This window comes from Streptomyces sp. NPDC051907 (assembly GCF_040681075.1).
In the GTDB taxonomy this organism is placed as follows: domain Bacteria; phylum Actinomycetota; class Actinomycetes; order Streptomycetales; family Streptomycetaceae; genus Streptomyces.
In genome coordinates, this window is the sequence record NZ_JBFAYB010000134.1 from 1 (window position 1) to 17,480 (window position 17,480).

Consider the following 17,480-nt stretch of genomic DNA (forward strand, 5'->3'; position numbering starts at 1 on the left):
GCGAACGACCAGGACGCCGCGGCCTCCCTGGTCGCGGTCACCGCGCGCACGAACCGCTCCAAGGCCGACCAGGACCCCCGCGAGTGGATGCCGCCCCTGCCCGACGCGCGCACTGCCGCTACGTCTCCGAGTGGGTGGCCACCAAGCTCCGCTGGGGCCTGACTGTGGACGAGGCCGAGCTCGACGCCCTGGGCCTGTACGCCGAAGGACCCTGCGAGACCACACTGGTGAACTACACCCCCGCGCCATAGCCAGCACAGCACCTTGTCGACCCAACGGAAGCCATGCGCCGCGCCCGAGGATTCTGGCGGGTGCGGCTGGCGGGCGAGGGCCGTGCGAGGCCGGGAGGGGCGGCCAGGGCTGGTCGGCTCTCCTGGCACCCCCACCACGCCGTCCGTCCGGTGCTCGATGCCCCCCGGTCAACGCCTTTGCGGCGGGTCGTCTTCTGTGAGGCCGTCACCGGTCAGCGCACAGCGCATGGCCCAGGCGCTCGACGACATCAGCCGGCGGACCAGGGAGCGGTGGCACGGGATGCGCTACGACGACCCGTCCCCGGAGGCGATCGCGGAGCTGACCAGCCTCCTCGGGCCGAGCGACGCACGGCGCTGAGAACTCGCTCCGTGTCCCCGGTTGCCGGGCGGCCCTGGACTCGGTGTTCGTGCGGTTCCGCTGAGGGCGCCGGCCGGGCCGGCGCCCTCAGCGGGGTGGGTTCTGGGGCGGGCGGGTCAGGCGTCCTGGAGATGCCAGTGCTGGTGGGCGCCGCCGGTCTCGTACCCCCACTGCACGACGTTGGCGCCGTCGGCGGTCGACCACGCTTCGACGCTGAGGACCTTGCCGCTGTGTTCGTTGATCAGCTTGTAGGCGCCGCCGACGTCCTCCAGCTGCCAGCGCTGGTGGGCACTGATCTCGTAGTGCCACTGCACGACGTTGGCGCCGTCGGCGGTCGACCCTCCAACGACGCTGAGGAGCAGGCGGCTGCGTTTGTTGACCACCGCGTACTTGTCGTCGTCCAGCTGGATCAGATACCAGTGCTGGTTGTCGCCGCCCTGGTCCGGCCACTGCACGACGTTGGCGTCGTCGGCGGTCGTCCCCCCGTAGACGCTGAGGGCCTTGCCGCTGTGGACGTTGGTCAGCCTGACGAGGCGGCCCGGGGTGGGTGAGTGACTGGAGATCTTCAGCCGGATACGGGGCTCCCCGTTGCCGGTTCCGTCGATCACCGCTTCCTGGGGCGTCTCGCCCTCCCAGATGATCCGGGTGAGCAGGGCGGCATAGGTGTAGACGAAATTGTGCGAGCCGACATGGTCGTCGTGGCTCCAGTTGATGATGGCCTGGGCGAACGCGAGGATGCCGGCGGTGAACGTCTGGGCCCAGGCGTTGAACACAGGTTCGTCCGAGATCGCCGTCTGCAGGGTCGTGATCAGCAGATCGCTCCAGTCGCCGTCCTGCGCCGCGGCGACCATCGCGCTGGCCGCCTGGGTCATGAGGGCCTGCATCTTGTCGCGCTCGTCGCCGCTGTCCTCCTCCCACACATCGACGGCGATCGCCAGGCCTCTGCCGTCCACGGGCCCGTTCCAGAGGATGGACGGTGAGGGGAAGGCGTGCGTCTCCCCGGCGTCGACGTTGTCGATCGTGGGAGACAGCCACTGGCTGGAGGTGCGGCCGTCGGTGGTGATGAAGGCGAAGTACAGCTCGTCGTCGGGCGAGAGCTCGGTCGACTCCTTCTCGCAGTAGAAACTGTGGGCGTAGACCACGATCTGCGGGGCGATGAATCCAGGGGTCGTGGAGCCGACGAACGCGCTGCTGGACGGGGCGGGGGGTGCGGCCGGGGGCGGGGCGTGGATGATCGTGGTGCTCCAGCCGGCCGCTTTGGCCGCCTCGGCCGCGGCGCTGTCGGGCGCGGGCAGTTCGGCCGGGCCCTGTCCGGGCGCCAGTTCCACGACCTGGACGTGGGGCATGCCGGTCACGTCGCGCGCGATCTGCGGGGCGTCGCGCTCGAGTTCCGCCCAGCCGTAGCCGGTCTCGGGCGTGAGGCCGGCGGTCGAGTCGGGGAACGCCCGTGCCCTGGCCTCCGGGGTCGCCTCGGCGAAGATCCGTCCGTACTCTGCCATCTGTTCGTCGGAGATCCCGGCCCGCCGGAACGTCTCGACGGTCCCGCGCTCCAGTTCGGTGAGCTCGGCGCCCTGCCCGAGGCGGGCGAGGGTGTTCAGTGTCACCGCGACCAGGTGATGGCGTGCCCGGTTGCCCTCCAGCCGCGCCTGTCTGCGTGCCGTCAGCTCCCCGTCGCCCAGCACCTCGCGCAGCGCGGCAGCGATCCAGTCCTGCTCCGGTAAGCCCGGTCCGCCCATGTGTCTCTCCCCAGAACGACCCCCGCGACCGGGGGTGATGGCGGTGAGCCTGCCATCACGGGCGGAAGCGACCCAAGTCGCATTCCTGCCCCTTTCATACGGCCTTCCGGTGCCCCTGTGGCGCAATCCCCACCGCCGACGGGGGCGGGGATGACCGTCCGGGCTCCGCAGGCACCCGGGCCACGCAGGTGGATCGATCGCAACCAGGCCCAGATCATCGAGCTGCTCACGCAGCTGGTCGGCCGGCGCCCCGACGGCATCTGGCCATTCCGCGTGCTCGCGCAGTCCTGCGCCGTGCACGCGGACTGGCCGCGGCCGTTCCTGGGATCTGGTCAAGGAGCGGCGGGCGGCCGGGCGCGGGCGCCCACGGGCGAGGGCGGCGAGCTGCTGCGTCGTCCCGCTTTCAGGCCCGGCTGGGGCCAGGCGTAGAGCCGTGACCTGACCAGGTGGTTCCCCTCGAGGTCGACCTCGACCTGGTATACGGTCCGGTCTGCCCAGTCCTGGCGGGCGAGGACGGTGGCTCGGCGCCACCTGCCCTTGGACCAGACCTGCAGCGTCGGCGGGTCGCGGCGCGGCCACGTCCACACGCGGGGCGGCGGCCCGTCCTGCGGCCGCCACGGACGGTTCTCCACCGGCTCGGCCGGCGCCTCGCCCATCGTGCGCCCTCCAGTCGTCGGTCGTGCGCAGGGCCGTCCGCCGGGCCCCGCCGGAGCTGGGCGAAGAATCGCAGGTCAGCGGCGTGCTGGTGACGGATGTTGCGGATGTTGCAGAACCCGACGTTGCGGCAGCCCTTCACACTGACCACCCTCACCTGGTTATTCCCGTCCTTCCCCCCGCTCTCTCTGGTGGCTTTTCCGGCGAAGGCCGTGGTGGGTCCGGTGATCTGCCGGAGCGCGCTTGCGTGCGCGAGGACCAGGCCGTCGACGGCGCGGCCGCCGTGGCCGGGTCCGGGATCCCGCTGGCTGGGGCCGACCCGCTTCGCGGTGAAAAGCTCACCAAGTCACCGGTCGACGAGCAGGAGCAGGCAGGCGGCGTCGCCGCTGGTGCTGGTGCTCGGCTGACGGTCGTGGGTGGTGGAAAGACGCGGCAGCAGGGGCTGCCGGAGCTTCCTGCCGATCTTGACCTGCGGGTGGCTCTGGTGCCGGTGTCCTGGCTCTGGCGGGGGCTGAACCGTTGGCAGCAGGACCGCGTCGTGGAGGCCGCGAAGCTGGAGCTGGCGCAGCTGCGCCAGGTGCTGGAGTGGTCGGGGCAGGCCCCGTCGGTGCTGGCCGCCCGGCTGACGTCCCGGCTCGAGGAGACCGGCGGCGAGGCCCTGATTGCCAGCCCGTTCGGCTGGATCACCCGCCGCGGGCTGGTGCGCCGGCCGTCGTGCTCGGACGAGCGGTGCGACGACGGCGTCCGGCTCGACACCGGCGCCGACTGCGACAACTGCGCCAACATCCTGCACTCCCGGAGGGCGTGGGGGGTGCGGATCGCGGCCGAGGTCGACCAAGAGCTGCCCGGCCTGGAGACGGACGCCCGGTACCGGGAGATCGAGGCCCGGATGCGCCGTCACGCCGAGGCCGAGGCCGCCGACTTCGTGGCCCGGCAGGCCGAGGCCCGGGAGCGGGCGGAGCAGCGTGCGGCGGCCCGTGCCGAGGCCGAAGCACAGGCCGCCATCGAGAGGGAGCGGGCGGCGGCCGAGGCGGCGGTCCGGCAGGCCGTGGCGTGCGAGGACTGCGGCCGGGATCGTTCGGCCGGGCTGTGCGAGGCGTGCGACCACCGGCGGCAGGCCGAGGTCCTGATCGGCGAGGCCGGTCTCCTCGCAGCCACCTGGTCGGCCGACCTGACCGACCCGGCCGCCGTCGCGGACGTCGCCGCCGAGGTCCGTACGGCCATCGAGGACGCCATTGCCGCCGCGTGGGAGCAGTTCCAGCAGATCACCGACCCGGAGGTCCTGGAGGCAGCTGGCTCGGACGCCGTCGAGGACGCCGCCGCGCACAACGCCATGCTGACCGCCGAGAGGACGACGCGGAGTACCGGCACCAGGCCCTGGTGATGCTCGGCCGCAGCGAGGACGCCCAGGCCGAGGCCCGCAAGGCGTACGCCACCGAGCGCGCCAAGCCCTGGTTCCAGGCCCTGCCCGACAGCGACGACGCCCTGCGCGCCGCGACCGAGGCCGCCGCGAAGGCCCAGACCCGTACCGGCGAGCACCTGCTCGCCGTGCGGCTGGAGCAGCTGCGCACCCAGGCCCGCCCCGAGCCGGCCCGCCCCGCGCCGTGGTCGCAGCGCCTGCCCGAGCTCGCCGCCCGCCCGCTGCACGGCGAGACCTTGGAGGTGATCGCGTGAGCTCCGCACCGGAAACGAGCGGTGTCGACCTTGCCCGGCAGGCTCTCCTCGCCGCCCGCGAGGCGGCGAAGGCGAGGAGGACCGAGGCCCGGCAGAAGCCGAAGCGGCGCACCACCACCGTGGTCCGCAACGGCCGCGCGCCGCTCGCGTTCGGCACGGCGATCGAGATGATGACGACCGAGGGGGGGGCCTGGTCGCCCCGGCCGCCGGCGGCCGCGGTGAGGATGGTGTCACACCGGCCTCACCGCGGCCGCGCCCGAACTCGCCGGGCACGTGAAGGCCACGGGGTTCGACGAGGAGTCCCGCCGCCTGGACGTCGTCCCCGACGCCCCCGCGTACGGCACAAAAGTCCGCTGGATCGCGCCGAATCTGATCGCGGCCGCCAACAGCGCGGTGCCGAGGCGAACGTCCGGGCCGTGCACATCCTGGCGCCCTCCGCCCGCGCCACCACCACGGTGACGTCGTCGGCGGCCGCCGACGGCCCGGCCCTGCAGCGGGTCGTTCCGGCCGGTCCGGTGAAGACGCGGGAGACCGCGTCCTCCGGCTACCGCCGTGCCCTCGAAGCCCACCGCGCGGTCGCCCCGCCCCGCCAGGAGGACCCGGCCCTGGCCGCCGCCGTCGAACGGCAGGAACAGGTCCGCCGCGAGCTCGCCGACCGCGTCTTCTCCGACGTCGGCCAGGAGGACGAGGTGCCGCCGTCCCTCGAGGACGTCCGCGCCCAGCAGCGCCAGAGCGCCGAAGCCGTACGCGCCGCCGCGATCCTGCGGGCCCGCGCCGAGCGCGCCGGACGGGACGGTGCCGCCCGCCGCGCCCGTGCTGCGGCAGTCCGTGCCGCCCGCGTCGAGCCGCTGGTATCCGCCGCGTGGCCCGTGCGGGCCCGCTCGGCCCGCACCCAGTTCCGCAGTGTCTCCCGGCTGATCTCCAGGTCCTTGCCGACGCCCTCGAAAGTGTGGCTCGGGTCTGACAGGTACAGCGCGACAGCGTCCGCCTTGAACTCCGCCGAATACACCTTCATCACCATGCGTGACATCTCTTCCTCCGGACCCTCAAGGTCCAGTGTCCAAGGTGTCCACGCTCAGGGGGAAAGGCCCAGAGAACCTTTCGGCACAACCTCATCCAGTCTGCAAGCTCGCCGATCTGGTCGACAGCCTGGAGGTTTCAGGACAACACCCCTCAGAGCGCTAGATATTCGATCACTTGATCGACCAAGGTGAGTGGGCCGTGAAGGCGTCTTCAGGCACCCGATGACCAGACCAACGTTCCGGGGGACACCATCAAATCCACACGACCCATGCGCCAGCTCGTTCTGGCGCTCCTAGCGACATCCGCCGTTGTTCTGCCCGTGGCCAGTCCGGCCGGCGCTACGGATTCGAGCCCGCTCACCGCCCGCACGTACTTCCTGCCCGTGGGAACTCCCGTGCCCGCGCCAGGAGCGCTCCGAGCGGCTGGCACCTTCGACCGGTTCCTCGACAAGGCCCGAACTGTAGAGGCAGCAACCACCCCCCGAGAAGTCGTCGGCCCGGCGGCTGGGTACGGCCGACGGGCCGCAGGCCTCTCCAGGACCGCACCCTCAGAAAGGCCAGCGGCTCAAGTGCCCCTGGCCGCAGACTCGCTCAGCTACCCCGAACCCGCGCGCACGATGACGCTGGACGAGTGCAAGAAGAACATGGGGGGTAACGCCCAGGTCTACATCAAGTCCCGCTTCTCGGTGTGCACGGCCCAGCAGGTCACCACAGTGTGGGCCACCAGCAACGGCACTGTCGGCACCAGCACGTACTACGTCTACATCCGCGGGTCGGTTCCCAAGGAGACCGATCGCACCATGACCTTCGACTACGACGTCACCGGCTTCACCGCCATCGGAACCACCGGCGTCGCCGGCCTGAAGATCGGCCTGAAGGGCACCGTTCCGAAGTCCTGGCCCTCCACGGCCAAGCCCGTCTTGGGCAGCACGCTGCCGGTCACCAAGACCTGGCCGCAGATGCAGGCGGCCCCCCACTACACACACACCCTGCGCTACGCGCCCGGCCAGGGCAACGGCTCCGGCGCCGCTGACGCCATCTTCGCCGTCTACCAGCCCGAAATCACCAGCACGCTGCCCGCAGGATGGATCGGGGAGAGCCCCGCCACCGGTAAGCCCTTCATGTTCGCCCCACGCTGGGACGCTGGCGCGTACCTCCGCAACTCCACCGGAGCCGGTAACCCCGCCAACAGGGGCGGCGCCGTCTTCAGCGTCGTCGCCACCTTGCAGTACAGCTCCAAGTCCGGGGCACCGGAGAAGGCGGTCGCCGATCACATCAAGCAGGCCTTCACCAGCCCCAAGACCACCAAGCCTCTCAACGCGCTCAAGGACGTCCCCGGCGACAACGTCGACCAGCCCCTCAACCGTCTTTACCTCGACCAGAAGCGCCACGACCGTAACCGCGCAGTCGCCGTTCGCGAGTGCAGGCGCTACTGGGGCGACAAGTACGCCGAGGGCGGCAAGGACTGTGACGAATTCCCCTTCGCCTCCACCAACCAAGGCGCGGCGATCGAGGAGTACGACGTCCACGTCGAGAAGAAGAACTACTCCGTCATGCCCTTGGACGCCGTACAGAACCGGGCAGCCGGTACCCTCCTCGCCGGCTTCTACATGAACAACCGCATCATCGACGGCCCTGACGACGCGTTCATCGTCAAGATCGACTGAACCGACGCGAGACCCGCCCCCGCCGCTTGACTGCGGCGGGGGCGGCCATGCCTCATTCCGCCTTTGGCCAGAAGTCCACCGCGTACTTCTCAACCCCGTAAGCGACCCCCTCCTGCTGTGTCACCCGCCGCACTTCATCACGGCCAGCGCACCCCACCCTGACCCGCCATAGCCCCAGAGACCCCAGAACAATGGTGTCCGGAGAGCGGCCATGGGTCGTGGACCAGATGGAGACCTCACCCGTGGTCGACTCAAAATCGACCTCGCCCTGCTCATCCCAGGCCCCGTTCGTCTCCTCCGGCTCCCCGTCCCACACCCTCACGAGCACATCCGCCGTATGGGTGTGCCCTGCACTGAAGACATCGAAGCGACGCACATGCTGCGTCAGAAACACACCGTCCACGTAGGCATCGTTGTACGGCACGGGCACTGCACTGTCGTCCGACTCCTGGAACGCAAAACTGTTGTATGCCACCCGCACGGCAAGCAACGTCTCGCTGACCACTCCGGCCATGGACCTCCTCCTCATCCGGCTCAGCTCCAGTGAACCGTCCAGCACACCGTTAGCACCAGCACCCCCCACCCCACCACCTCGCAAGCTGTGCGCGTCGCGGCGAACTTGGCCGCTGACCGTGAGTCGATCCGGTCCAGCGAGCGACACCTTCATATAGAACACGAACATAGACGCCCACCGAGAACGATCTGACGCCCACCCTTGCTACGCGAAAGAGAGATTTCCCCAATCCCGGTCGGCCCACTCACGACCGAGCACGATAGGTCGACTGAGCGAACGATCCCCATTCGGGCGAAGCTGTAGCAGGATGCCGAGATCGCGAAAGCTGGGCTCCCCCTTAGAAGTGAAAAGAAGCTCGTGTCCGCGATCTGCCATGCTGTCGATCCAGGGGGCAAGTTCGGACGGAGGCCTCCCTGTGAGGGAGGTGTCGCCGAAGTTGATCTGAGGACCCTTCAAGGGATCAACGGCGACAGCAGCCAACTTGAAACCATCTCGGTCCGCATAGTAGGCGGCGATTCCTACCGTCCGAAATTCAGCCCTGACCATCACTCTATCTGCCAGAAGCGTGGCGTCAGGGACCTCCAGCGCTGCAGACACCTCACCTCGATTCATTCCGAAAACCAGCGGCCCTACGGACAGCAGGGGCTCCAGCTGCCAATTCGGACGATCTTGAGAAATTGATTTCTCAAACCACACATCTTCTCCTCGCAACTCCCCAGACGATGCCTCCGCATACTACCCCCAAGAGGCTGCTATTCCCAAAACGCAAGTACGCGACGCCCTCGAGGAGTTCTGCCGAGCGAGAACAGGACAGAGGTCGGAATGCATCCCGTGACTCCTGCTTGATCAAACCGTGTGAAACTCTGAAACGCACATACCCCCCCCGTATAGAAGAGGGGTGCGGGGCGTACGCCTTCGAACTGCACGCCTGGCGGGATACCGGCGTCATCCCACGTGGAAACAAGTATGCGATATCGATGGACGAGCAACAAATAAAGGAAGCTACCGTCGTCATCAACAATAACAAGGGCGTGTGTGAGGGCAGGGATACCTGCAGCGACTTGGTGGAAGCCAGCCTCCCGAAAGGGCACACACTCACCGTGTATCATCCCGGCAAGGGTATTTTCGAGACGCTCACGGGCAAGGGGCCGGGCAGGCGGGGAAGTAATGATCGTTGAATTCTGGATCGATGGCGAAATGTGCCGAGTGTCCGAGCCGCATGAGGTGTAGATCGTCATTTCTCGAGCGCTGAACGAGCTTGAGGCGGAGCGAAAAGTGTCCGTCGGTTTCTATCCAGGGGCAATCGGGTCGTTCCACGTCTTTGACATTCCGGCAGGATTAGAGGTGCCAGAAACTGCCGAAAACTCCCTGATCGTTGGAGTGAACCGGGATACCGGGTACGGGGGGATGATCTGGTGGGGTGAGGAAGTCCCAGAAGATCCCGATCGGTTCTACTGGGTGGCTAAAAATAGGAATCCGCCGAATTTTGATCCACGCGTAACCGCTGACCCCGGTTACCCGTTGTGGTACGACAAGCGGAACGTGGTTCCCATGGAAGAAGTCAAAGCTGCCCTCGAGGAATTCTGCTTCAATGGAGGGAGGCGCCCGACGGTCGTTGAATGGGAACCCGGAACGGCAAACGGACAGCGACTGAATCCGGAAGAGTAGCCGGTCCATTTTCTGAGGCCGGACCGCAGCCTGCGGTCGGGCCTCGCCGCGCCGTCTAACTTGATCTTTAACCTGTGCGGCGTGGACGTGGGGTCGTTGACTTCTTCGTCCGTTGCTTTGCGGAGGTCGGTTTGCCGACGGTGTGCACGTCATATTGATCCGAAATGCTTTGGGTTCACTCGTTGAGGATGTAGCGGACGTGCGGGGCTTTGAAGTAACCGGTGACGACATGGGGCTGACGCTGTCGGCGGTGGGAGAGGCGGCGGGTTTCGGCGGCGAGTTCGCTCTGGTTCCTGGCCCGGTGGGTGTGGGGCAGGCTGCGTTTGAGGTCGGCGTTGACCGGCTCGTCCGGGTTCAACTCGGGTGAGTACGAGGGCAGGAAGTGCAGCTCGATCTCGTCCTTGTGGTCGGCGATCCAGGCCCGGACGGCCTTCGAACGGTGGGCCGAGTGACGGTCCACGATCAGGTGGACTTTCCGGTCGAAGTGCCCCATGAGCCGGGCGAGGAAGCGACACATGACCTGCGCGTCGAAGGTGTCGGTGAAGACCATGAAATGTATCCGGCCCTTCGTGCTGATCGCGGACATCGCGTTCACGGAGAACCGGTTCCCGGTGCGGCGGACGACCGGAGTGGCGCCTTTGGCTCCCCAGGTGCGGCCGGTGACCTGGTCCGAGCGGATCCCGACCTGGTCGCCGAAGAGGACCTCGGTGCCGACATCGCCCGCAACTTTGCGGCGCGCTCGCAGGACTCCGCCCGGACATGCTGACGCGGGCTCGACTGCCTGCCGTCCGTCAGCGTGTGGCGGTCTCTCCCGTCGGTGAGCGCAGTGGTGCGGCGGAGTCGGGTCGCGAGGCGGGCTGGTCGGTGGCGCCGGCGGTGTTGCGTGTGCGCAGTGGCTGGCGGGCGGGGAGCCGGGCGGGGGCGCCGGGCCGGTTCGTCGCCGTGTCGAGGAGGGTGCTGATGCGGTCGGCGAAGTCGGGGCCGGGCATGGGGAGGTCGATCTCGGGCTGGCGGAGGTAGCCGGCTGCGACGGCGGTGGGGATGTAGGCCATGAGCTCGGTGACCGCGGCGGAGTACGGGCGGGTGGTGTGCTTCGCGAGGTGGCGCAGGACGCGCAGCATGGTGGTGGTGGAGGCGGAGGTGACCTGTCGGCCTGCTGGGTGCCAGGTCGGGCCTGCCGGCTGGGTCGGCTGGGGCGTGTGGGGGGAGTCGTCGGCTGGGGTGTGGACGTCGTCGGTCTGCTGGTGCCACCAGTCGGCTGCGTCCTTCTCGCCCAGGGCCAGGTGGTGGAGGTAGAGGCAGTAGGCGGCGGCGGGCTGTCCGGCGCCTGCGGCGTACTCCCACCAGAAGCGGGCGCCGTCGTCGGTGTCGGTGAGCTGCAGGACGCACGCGAGGACCATGGCGCTGCGGGGCTCGGGGAGCTGCTCGGTGACGAAGTGGGCGACGTCGTCGACGGGGGTGTGGGTGACGAGGGTCTCGCACAGGGCTTTCAGGTCTTCCGCGGCGGCGGTGAAGGCGCTGCTCTTGGCGGGCGGGCCGTCGGCGGGGAGGCGTTCGGGGGAGGCGGTGCGGGTGGGCGGGACGATGTCCCGGGGCACTGTCCGGTCCCGGACCAGCAGGGCCCGGGAGAGGATCTCTTCGATGCATGTCATGCGGTGTTCCCTTCGGTCTCGGGGGACGGGCAGATGACGCCCTCCAGGAAGTGGGCGGCGTGACGCTCGCAGGAGCGGACCGCGGCGAGCGGGACGCCCAGGAGGGCGGAGACGCCCTCGGGGTCGATCCCGTACAGCCGGCGCAGCACCATGACGTCGAGCTGCTGGTCGGGGAGCCAGCTCATGGCCTTGAAGAGCTGCAGGCTCTCCGCCATCTGGTCCACGCGCTCGGGCACGGTGGTCAGGCTCTGCAGGGCGACGGTGTCGAACGCGGCCGCGCCGAACTCGGGCCGGCCGTCGATGTGCGGGGTGCGGGCCATGACGGTCGCGCGCAGGGCGTCCCAGGCGAAGCGCCTGATGTCGGGGCTGGCGAGGGCCTCGTTCCAGCGCAGCCACAGGATGTCGTAGGTGTTGGAGACCGCCTTGTCGCGTTGGTCGTCGTCGAGGAAGACCTGGGCGTAGAGGCTGTAGTCGTCCTCCGTCATCTCCCGGAACGCGCGAAGGTCCAGGGGCGGGGACTGAGAGGTGGTCACCGAGGCCTTGTCGACCCAGTCGGTGGACTTCTGCGCCTCGAGCGCCGCCTGGCGCCACAGCCGGTACAGGGGCCAGCTGGGGAGCCGCAGCTGGACGGACAGGCTGAGGATGATCTCCCACCGGGGATACAGCCCGGTTCCGCGGAGCAGCTCGGAGATCTTCGACTTGTGGAGGGGGACCTTGCTTCCGAGGTCGCTGAGGGTCAGGCCGCTCTTCAGGTAGGTGTAGCGCAGCGGCTCGAGCCAGGCGCGGTGCACGCTGCCCACGCCGTCCGCGATCGGACCGAGCTTGCGCCCGGGCCGCAGCGGCGCCGGGTCGGGCGGTTCGATGGGCGTCGTCACGGGGTGCTGGCCTCCTTCTCGGGCACCGTGGTCACGCGGTGGTCCGGGGGCGGCCCGGCCTGAGGGCGGGCGGCGCGCACGATCTGCTGCACGACGAGCCCGAGGACGGGTGCCAGCGCGGCGATCGCGGCCGCCTGTCCCATCGCCGCCATGACGACGCTCCAGGCGAGCACCGTCGCGGTGATGATCAGTATGTGCTTGAGCCTCATGCACAACTCCTTGGTGTCGGCCGGTGCTCCACGGCCCATCCGGCAAGCCGTGGAGCTCTCCGGAGCGCGGGTGCCGATCCGCTCTCCGGGAGGGCAACCAGCATGTAACGCAGGGGAGTTGTCACGCCACGTGATCATGGAATCACGGAACAATGACAGTCGCTGCGCGCCCACGGGCTGCACGGAGACGACCATTCCGGTGCGCATCGAGCACGAAGGCCGCGCGTGCGGGTAGAAGTTCCCGGTTTTCCTTGCAATCCCCTGCCAGAGGCACGTCAATGGATACAGGACACCGTTGGTGTCGGCCTTCCATCCGGGAGGGCTCGCTCCCGTGCCGAGATCGATAGGGAGCGAGCGTGCCGCTCTCGCCTGGCCGGGCTTAGAGGCCAGGCGAGAGCGGACAGTCCCCACGCGAGGACGACAAGACCGTAGCCGAGGACACTGACACCCGACCCCGGCCCGACGCCGGTCAACTCCTCGAGCCGCAGGCGGCTTTGAGCCCTTCACGCCTGCCCGAGCCGGGGGCGCGCGGCACTCGGCACGCGGGCTGCGAGTGCACTCCTTCCGGTCGGTCCGAATGCCGGGCGGCTCCGCACTCGACGCAGGACGGCGTTTCGTCGGCAGACCGGGAGGCATCTCGGACCCTTGGCCTGTCCCGGACGTTCACGACGATGGACAGCACTGCACGCGCATCAGGCCGACGCGTCGTCGATGAGGTGCATGGCGGCATGGACGCGCTCCAGGCCGCCGTCTCCGAGGCCGTGTCCTCGAAGGCGGCCGAGGCCCAGAGCATCGTCGAGGTAGGCGCGCAGAGCCGCCACGCTGTGAATCTGACCGGAGTCCTGTAGGCAGTGCAGGACCCGGTGGCCCAGGGCGTCGTGACCGAGGAAGTCAGCAAGTTCCAGGTCAGAGGCACTGAGACAGGCACACTGGAAGCAAGGAGGCTTTCGCCGCTGCTCCTCCTCCGCCCGGCTGAGCAGGCGTGCGAACTCCTCCGGGTGCGCCGCGATCAGCTGGCTGATCGCCGCCACCTCCGGCTCCCAGGAGGCCCCGCCCTGTACGTGCCGAGCGTCCTGGAGCACGCCGCCGAGCTGCTCACCAGCCTGTGGGCCATCGGCGGTGACCACTCCGTGCCGCCCGCCCGGTGGAGTTGGACAGGGAACATGGCTGCCGCTGGCCATGCCATCGCCGCGAAGAGGGCGATGCCCTGTAGGAGCCGTCTGGTCCCGGGGCAGTGGGTCCGTTGGCAGTTGAACTATCGGTTCAGCGCCTTCGCTGTCGGTCAGCGCGTCCATCACGGCTTGTCCGGCCTTGGTGGGGCGGAGTGATTCGCCCCGGCGGGGGCGGCGGAGTATCCGTAGACGAGCAGTTCGCGTGTGCGCGACCGGCTGCTGTTCCGCCGCTGTGCCCCGGAACAGGAGGACCAGGTCGGGCGGCACGAAGCCGTTCCTGCCGTCCTGCGGCTCCGAAACAGGTAGGCCGTTCAGGATGCGTCCGGCTTTCGCCAGGTCGTCAGTGCGCCAGGTCTCCATTGCGTCCAGGAACTTTGCCAGGTCCCCGACCTGCTGTGTCAGCTGTTCGCTTAGTCGGTCACGCTCCCCCCGGCTACCCAATCCCCGTGGCACGGGGATCGGCTTGCCGACGTACCAGCCCACGAGCTCGGGCAAGTTGGCGATCTCGTTCGACCTGATGTAGACGGCTGGCCTCACTTTGGTCTGCTCGCCCTCAGACCTGGCCAGGCCGGCCAGGACGATCAGGGCGTTCGTCTTATCGGCAAAGGCCGCCGTCTTCTGCTCCAGCTCCCTGCTGCGGTCCGAGTCCCGCAGGTCGCTGCTGCGGTCCGGGTCCGGCAAGTCGGCGAGCGGCAGCCCCGCCTCGGCCGCATAGCTGCGGACATCGGTCGCGGAGGGAAGCTGGCCCTTCACCTCATCGGCGAAATCGTCCGCGAAACCGTCCAGTACCCGTTGGTCCTGCCTGTCGTCCGCGGCGGCGAAGCCGGCCACGGCCCGGCCCCAGCCATTCTGGCAAGTAGAGGCGTGGGGCGAAACCAGAAGAGCACTGCCAGGCTGCCGAGGTAGAGGACCGCGGCTGCCAGCCATACCAGCATGCGTGTCCGGCGGCCTGCTCTTCCAGAAGAAGATCTTCACCTGGGGTCATGACGTCACGACGGCCACCGGCGGCACGCACAAGTGCGACGGCACCAACGGCGGCGCCAACCCGTCGAAGGTCCCGACCCCGACCGCCGCCCTCGACCACGCGGCGAAGCGGAACGGCTTCACCTGGGACGGCACCTGGTACGCCTCCTTCGACGACTACGCGGTGGACACCGTGAAGGGCGTCAGCGGGGGCGGCTCGGCGTACTGGAGCATTGCCGTGAACGGCACCCCGACACCGGTCGGCGGCTGCCAGTTCGAGATCGAGAACGGTGACCAGGTCTCCTTCACCTGGACGTCGTTCTGACGATCGTCGTTCCGAAGGCGTCCCGGGTTCCCGGAGCCCGGGGCGGCCCGTTCGGAGGGTCGAGCGGTCGGAGCCCGCGCCTGGCGGACCCGCGGGCGGTCTGAACCGGCGTACGGACGCATCGCCTACGATCGGCTGCGTGTGTGCTGAGGTGATGGTCGCGGAGGACGACGAGAAGCAGGCGGAGCTGGTGCGGCGCTATCTCGAACGGGAAGGGCACTCGGTCACCGTCGTGGGCGACGGACGGGCGGCGCTCGACCGGGTCCGGGAGCGTGAGCCCGACCTGCTGATCCTCGACGTCATGATGCCGCGCACCGACGGGCTCGATGTCGTACGGGTCCTGCGCGGCGAGGCGCGGGAGCTGCCGGTGCTGATGCTCACCGCCCGGTCCACCGAGGACGATCTGCTGCTCGGGCTCGACCTCGGTGCCGACGACTACATGACCAAGCCGTACAGCCCGCGCGAGCTGATGGCGCGCGTGCGCACGCTGCTGCGTCGCACCGGCCGGGCGGGGACGCCCGCCGCCGACAACGGCCGGGTCCTCTCCGTGGGCGCGCTGCGGGTCGACGCCGACCGGCACGAGGTGACCGTCGACGGGACGCCCGTGGAGTGCACGCCCGGGGAGTTCCAGGTCATCGCCGCCATGGCCGCCGAACCGGACCGGGTCTTCACCCGCCCTCGACTGCTCGAGAAGCTGCACGGCTTCGACCGCTACGTCAGCGATCGCACCGTGGACATGCACATCATGAACCTGCGCAAGAAGATCGAACCCGAGCCGCGCACCCCGGCCCGTCTGCTCACCGTCTTCGGTGTCGGCTACAAGCTGACCGACCCGGCGAAGGGCGCGCGGCGTGCGACGTCGTAGCCGCACGGGCCGCTCGCGGTTGCCCTTGCGCAAGAGTCTGCTCGGGCGCTTCCTCGGTGTCTTCGCGCTGGTCGCGGCCTGTTCGGTCGCCGCGACGGCATGGCTCGCCGCGCAGACCACCACGGGAGCCCTCGAACAGGAGCAGGGCCAGGCCCTGGCGGACGACGCCCGCATCTACGACACCCTGCTCGGCTACGCGGCGACCCACCCCCGATGGGACGGCGTGGAGGGCACGGTCGAGGACCTGGCCTCCCGGTTCGGGCGCCGCATAGCGGTCGCCACTCAGGCCCGCGAGATCCTCGCCGACTCGGCCGGCAGCGCGGGGCCGCAGCTGCCCAACCGGCCGTCGGCGGTCGTCGATCCGCTGTCCTTGGACTGTGCGCTGTCCAAGGACAGCGGATCGAGCGCGACGGACCGCATCGACGCGCGGGCCGTCGGGCCCTTCCTCCTGCCGCCTTCGGAGCGGAGTGAACTGCGGGAGATGACGGACCGCGTCGTGACGTGCCTTCGCCGCATCGGCGAGAACGTCAAGGTGACGGAGGGTCCGTCAGGACGCCCGCGCATCGAACGGGGCGACACCCCCGTCGAGCGTGTCGTAGGGGACGACTGCCCCACCGACGGGCTCGACGCCGCCACGAAGACGGAAGCCAAGGCCCTCGAAGCCCTGACGAAGCTGACCAACGCCTGCCTGAGCCGCCAGGACCGTCCCGGCATCAGGTTGAACTCGGACCTGACCTGGCACACCGGCCCCGTCGCCGTCCCCACGCCCGTGCCCGTGCCCGCACCGGGCGAGTTCGACAGGGCGGCCGACCAGGCCATCGGCTCGTGTGTGAACACGGCACGGCGCGAGCAACTGAGCTCGTACGTCGCCCAGCCGGCGCTGCTGTTCATCGGCGACCCCGCCCGGGGCAGCGTCCCCGGCTTCGACCTGTCCGCGACGAGCACCGCCCGCATCGCCGGCGCGGCGGCCCTCGTCCTTGCCCTCACCATCGGCGTCTCGATCCTGACCGGACGCCGTCTCGTCCGCCCGCTGCGCGCGCTGACCGGCGCCGCGCAGCGCATGAAGGAAGGCGCCGAGACCACTCCCATCGCAGTGCACGCCGACAACGAGATCGGCCAACTCGCCGCCGCTTTCTATGAGTTGGCTGAACATCGGGCCCGTCTGGAGGCGCAGCGCAAGGCGATGGTCAGCGACGTCGCGCATGAACTGCGCACCCCGCTGAGCAACATCCGCGGCTGGCTGGAGGCCGCTCAGGACGGTCTGGCCGACACCGATCCGGCGCTGATCGCCTCGCTCCTGGAGGAGGCGGTACAGCTGCAGCACATCATCGACGACCTGCAGGATCTCGCGCAGGCGGACGCCGGCGCGCTGCGTCTGCACCCGGAGCCGGTCAACGTGGCGGACCTCCTCGGCCAGGTCGCCGCCGTCCATCAGGCCGAGGCCGAGCGCGCCGGTGTGACCCTTTCCGTCGAGACGCCCGAGCCCCCACCCGCGCTGACCGCGGACCCCGTCCGGCTGCGGCAGGCCGTGGGCAACCTGGTCTCGAACGCCGTACGCCACACCCCGCGCGGCGGACGGGTCGATCTGCGGGCGCACGGCGAGCGCGTAGGCGACGGGCCGGTGTCCGACGTCGTCGTGGAGGTCGCCGACACCGGCAGCGGGATCGCCACCGACGATCTGCCCCATGTGTTCGACCGGTTCTGGCGTGCGGAGAGGTCCCGCAACCGGCGTACCGGCGGCAGCGGTCTGGGCCTCTCGATCGTGCGCAAACTCGCCGATAGCGGGGCACTGGGTGAAGGGGGACGCGGCGAGGGACGGGGTCGCGCGCTTCGCGGGCCGGGCGAGGGACGGGGAGGCGATCCGCGCGGACACGG

Annotated in this window: 17 protein-coding genes and 4 pseudogenes; 11 read left to right on the forward strand and 10 right to left on the reverse strand. The window is 69.4% G+C overall.

Annotated features, from left to right (window positions below):
* Together AB0M39_RS38140 and AB0M39_RS38145 are read left to right on the forward strand one after the other, a co-directional pair.
* Window positions 1-251 (forward strand): annotated as a pseudogene (locus AB0M39_RS38140) (HNH endonuclease); the annotation flags it as partial.
* A gap of 226 nt (window positions 252-477) precedes the next feature.
* Window positions 478-609, forward strand: coding sequence for a hypothetical protein (locus AB0M39_RS38145; RefSeq protein ID WP_365372601.1), 132 nt, complete (start codon window positions 478-480; stop codon window positions 607-609).
* 116 nt (window positions 610-725) lie between these two features.
* Here AB0M39_RS38145 and AB0M39_RS38150 read toward each other — a convergent pair whose 3' ends face one another.
* Entirely contained in the window at window positions 726-2,345 is a 1,620-nt protein-coding gene (locus AB0M39_RS38150; RefSeq protein WP_365372604.1) for an RICIN domain-containing protein, read from the reverse strand.
* Window positions 2,346-2,677: 332 nt separating this feature from the next.
* Complete coding sequence (locus tag AB0M39_RS38155; protein WP_365372607.1) at window positions 2,678-3,001, reverse strand: hypothetical protein; 324 nt, start codon at window positions 2,999-3,001, stop codon at window positions 2,678-2,680.
* Between the two features lie 245 nt (window positions 3,002-3,246).
* Here AB0M39_RS38155 and AB0M39_RS38160 point away from each other — a divergent pair, with 245 nt between their 5' ends.
* Entirely contained in the window at window positions 3,247-4,383 is a 1,137-nt protein-coding gene (locus AB0M39_RS38160) for a hypothetical protein (protein ID WP_365372610.1), read from the forward strand.
* Window positions 4,383-4,673, forward strand: coding sequence for a hypothetical protein (locus AB0M39_RS38165; RefSeq protein ID WP_365372613.1), 291 nt, complete (start codon window positions 4,383-4,385; stop codon window positions 4,671-4,673). The genes AB0M39_RS38160 and AB0M39_RS38165 overlap by 1 nt, the downstream gene beginning before the upstream one ends.
* 865 nt (window positions 4,674-5,538) lie before the next feature.
* On the opposite strand, the pseudogene AB0M39_RS38170 reads toward AB0M39_RS38165, so the two are convergent.
* A pseudogene (locus AB0M39_RS38170) lies at window positions 5,539-5,694 on the reverse strand (transposase); the annotation flags it as partial.
* A gap of 570 nt (window positions 5,695-6,264) precedes the next feature.
* Between AB0M39_RS38170 and AB0M39_RS38175 the strand changes: the two are divergent.
* Window positions 6,265-7,362 carry a hypothetical protein gene (locus tag AB0M39_RS38175; protein ID WP_365372615.1) on the forward strand — a complete coding sequence of 366 codons (1,098 nt, stop codon included), beginning with the start codon at window positions 6,265-6,267 and terminating at the stop codon, window positions 7,360-7,362.
* Window positions 7,363-7,414: 52 nt separating this feature from the next.
* Here AB0M39_RS38175 and AB0M39_RS38180 read toward each other — a convergent pair whose 3' ends face one another.
* Together AB0M39_RS38180 and AB0M39_RS38185 are read right to left on the reverse strand one after the other, a co-directional pair.
* Window positions 7,415-7,876: a hypothetical protein gene (locus AB0M39_RS38180; RefSeq protein WP_365372618.1), complete on the reverse strand. Its 462-nt coding sequence runs from the start codon at window positions 7,874-7,876 to the stop codon at window positions 7,415-7,417.
* 204 nt (window positions 7,877-8,080) lie between these two features.
* Complete coding sequence (locus AB0M39_RS38185; protein WP_365372621.1) at window positions 8,081-8,572, reverse strand: hypothetical protein; 492 nt, start codon at window positions 8,570-8,572, stop codon at window positions 8,081-8,083.
* Between AB0M39_RS38185 and AB0M39_RS38190 the strand changes: the two genes are divergently transcribed.
* The 3 genes from AB0M39_RS38190 to AB0M39_RS38200 all read left to right on the forward strand — a co-directional run bounded on the left by AB0M39_RS38190 (window position 8,553) and on the right by AB0M39_RS38200 (window position 9,544).
* Entirely contained in the window at window positions 8,553-8,711 is a 159-nt protein-coding gene (locus AB0M39_RS38190; protein WP_365372643.1) for an Imm1 family immunity protein, read from the forward strand. The genes AB0M39_RS38185 and AB0M39_RS38190 overlap by 20 nt on opposite strands.
* A 7-nt stretch (window positions 8,712-8,718) precedes the next feature.
* Window positions 8,719-9,054 (forward strand): DddA-like double-stranded DNA deaminase toxin, encoded by a 336-nt coding sequence (locus AB0M39_RS38195; protein ID WP_365372624.1) that lies wholly within the window; start codon window positions 8,719-8,721, stop codon window positions 9,052-9,054.
* A 97-nt stretch (window positions 9,055-9,151) separates the two neighbouring features.
* A complete protein-coding gene (locus tag AB0M39_RS38200) occupies window positions 9,152-9,544 on the forward strand; it encodes an Imm1 family immunity protein (RefSeq protein ID WP_365372627.1) in 393 nt (130 codons plus the stop codon).
* 175 nt (window positions 9,545-9,719) lie between these two features.
* Here AB0M39_RS38200 and AB0M39_RS38205 read toward each other — a convergent pair.
* The 5 genes and pseudogenes from AB0M39_RS38205 to AB0M39_RS38225 all read right to left on the reverse strand — a co-directional run.
* Window positions 9,720-10,250 (reverse strand): annotated as a pseudogene (locus AB0M39_RS38205) (IS630 family transposase); the annotation flags it as partial.
* 85 nt (window positions 10,251-10,335) lie between these two features.
* The gene (locus AB0M39_RS38210; protein WP_365372629.1) at window positions 10,336-11,196 is read right to left on the reverse strand and encodes a hypothetical protein; all 861 of its coding nucleotides are present in this window, start codon (window positions 11,194-11,196) and stop codon (window positions 10,336-10,338) included.
* On the reverse strand, window positions 11,193-12,071 hold the full coding sequence (locus AB0M39_RS38215; RefSeq protein ID WP_365372631.1) for a sigma-70 family RNA polymerase sigma factor: 879 nt from the start codon (window positions 12,069-12,071) through the stop codon (window positions 11,193-11,195). Before AB0M39_RS38215 ends, AB0M39_RS38210 begins: the two co-directional genes overlap by 4 nt.
* On the reverse strand, window positions 12,068-12,280 hold the full coding sequence (locus AB0M39_RS38220; RefSeq protein WP_365372634.1) for a hypothetical protein: 213 nt from the start codon (window positions 12,278-12,280) through the stop codon (window positions 12,068-12,070). Before AB0M39_RS38220 ends, AB0M39_RS38215 begins: the two co-directional genes overlap by 4 nt.
* A 692-nt stretch (window positions 12,281-12,972) precedes the next feature.
* Window positions 12,973-14,283: a hypothetical protein gene (locus AB0M39_RS38225; RefSeq protein ID WP_365372637.1), complete on the reverse strand. Its 1,311-nt coding sequence runs from the start codon at window positions 14,281-14,283 to the stop codon at window positions 12,973-12,975.
* Window positions 14,284-14,398: 115 nt separating this feature from the next.
* On the opposite strand from AB0M39_RS38225, the pseudogene AB0M39_RS38230 reads away from it, so the two are divergent.
* The 3 genes and pseudogenes from AB0M39_RS38230 to AB0M39_RS38240 all read left to right on the forward strand — a co-directional run.
* Window positions 14,399-14,740: pseudogene (locus tag AB0M39_RS38230) on the forward strand (DUF4430 domain-containing protein); the annotation flags it as partial.
* A gap of 154 nt (window positions 14,741-14,894) precedes the next feature.
* Window positions 14,895-15,605, forward strand: coding sequence for a response regulator transcription factor (locus tag AB0M39_RS38235; RefSeq protein ID WP_365372646.1), 711 nt, complete (start codon window positions 14,895-14,897; stop codon window positions 15,603-15,605).
* Window positions 15,606-15,630: 25 nt separating this feature from the next.
* On the forward strand, window positions 15,631-17,480 hold a 1,850-nt coding region (locus AB0M39_RS38240), incomplete at its 3' end, for a HAMP domain-containing sensor histidine kinase (protein ID WP_365372640.1).

Coding starts and splice junctions, on each gene's coding strand:
- AB0M39_RS38145 (WP_365372601.1), top strand. CDS start 478: ATGGCCCAGGCGCTCGACGACATCAGCCGGCGGACCAGGGAGCGGTGG.
- AB0M39_RS38150 (WP_365372604.1), bottom strand. CDS start 2,345: ATGGGCGGACCGGGCTTACCGGAGCAGGACTGGATCGCTGCCGCGCTG.
- AB0M39_RS38155 (WP_365372607.1), bottom strand. CDS start 3,001: ATGGGCGAGGCGCCGGCCGAGCCGGTGGAGAACCGTCCGTGGCGGCCG.
- AB0M39_RS38165 (WP_365372613.1), top strand. CDS start 4,383: ATGCTCGGCCGCAGCGAGGACGCCCAGGCCGAGGCCCGCAAGGCGTAC.
- AB0M39_RS38180 (WP_365372618.1), bottom strand. CDS start 7,876: ATGGCCGGAGTGGTCAGCGAGACGTTGCTTGCCGTGCGGGTGGCATAC.
- AB0M39_RS38210 (WP_365372629.1), bottom strand. CDS start 11,196: ATGACATGCATCGAAGAGATCCTCTCCCGGGCCCTGCTGGTCCGGGAC.
- AB0M39_RS38220 (WP_365372634.1), bottom strand. CDS start 12,280: ATGAGGCTCAAGCACATACTGATCATCACCGCGACGGTGCTCGCCTGG.
- AB0M39_RS38235 (WP_365372646.1), top strand. CDS start 14,895: ATGGTCGCGGAGGACGACGAGAAGCAGGCGGAGCTGGTGCGGCGCTAT.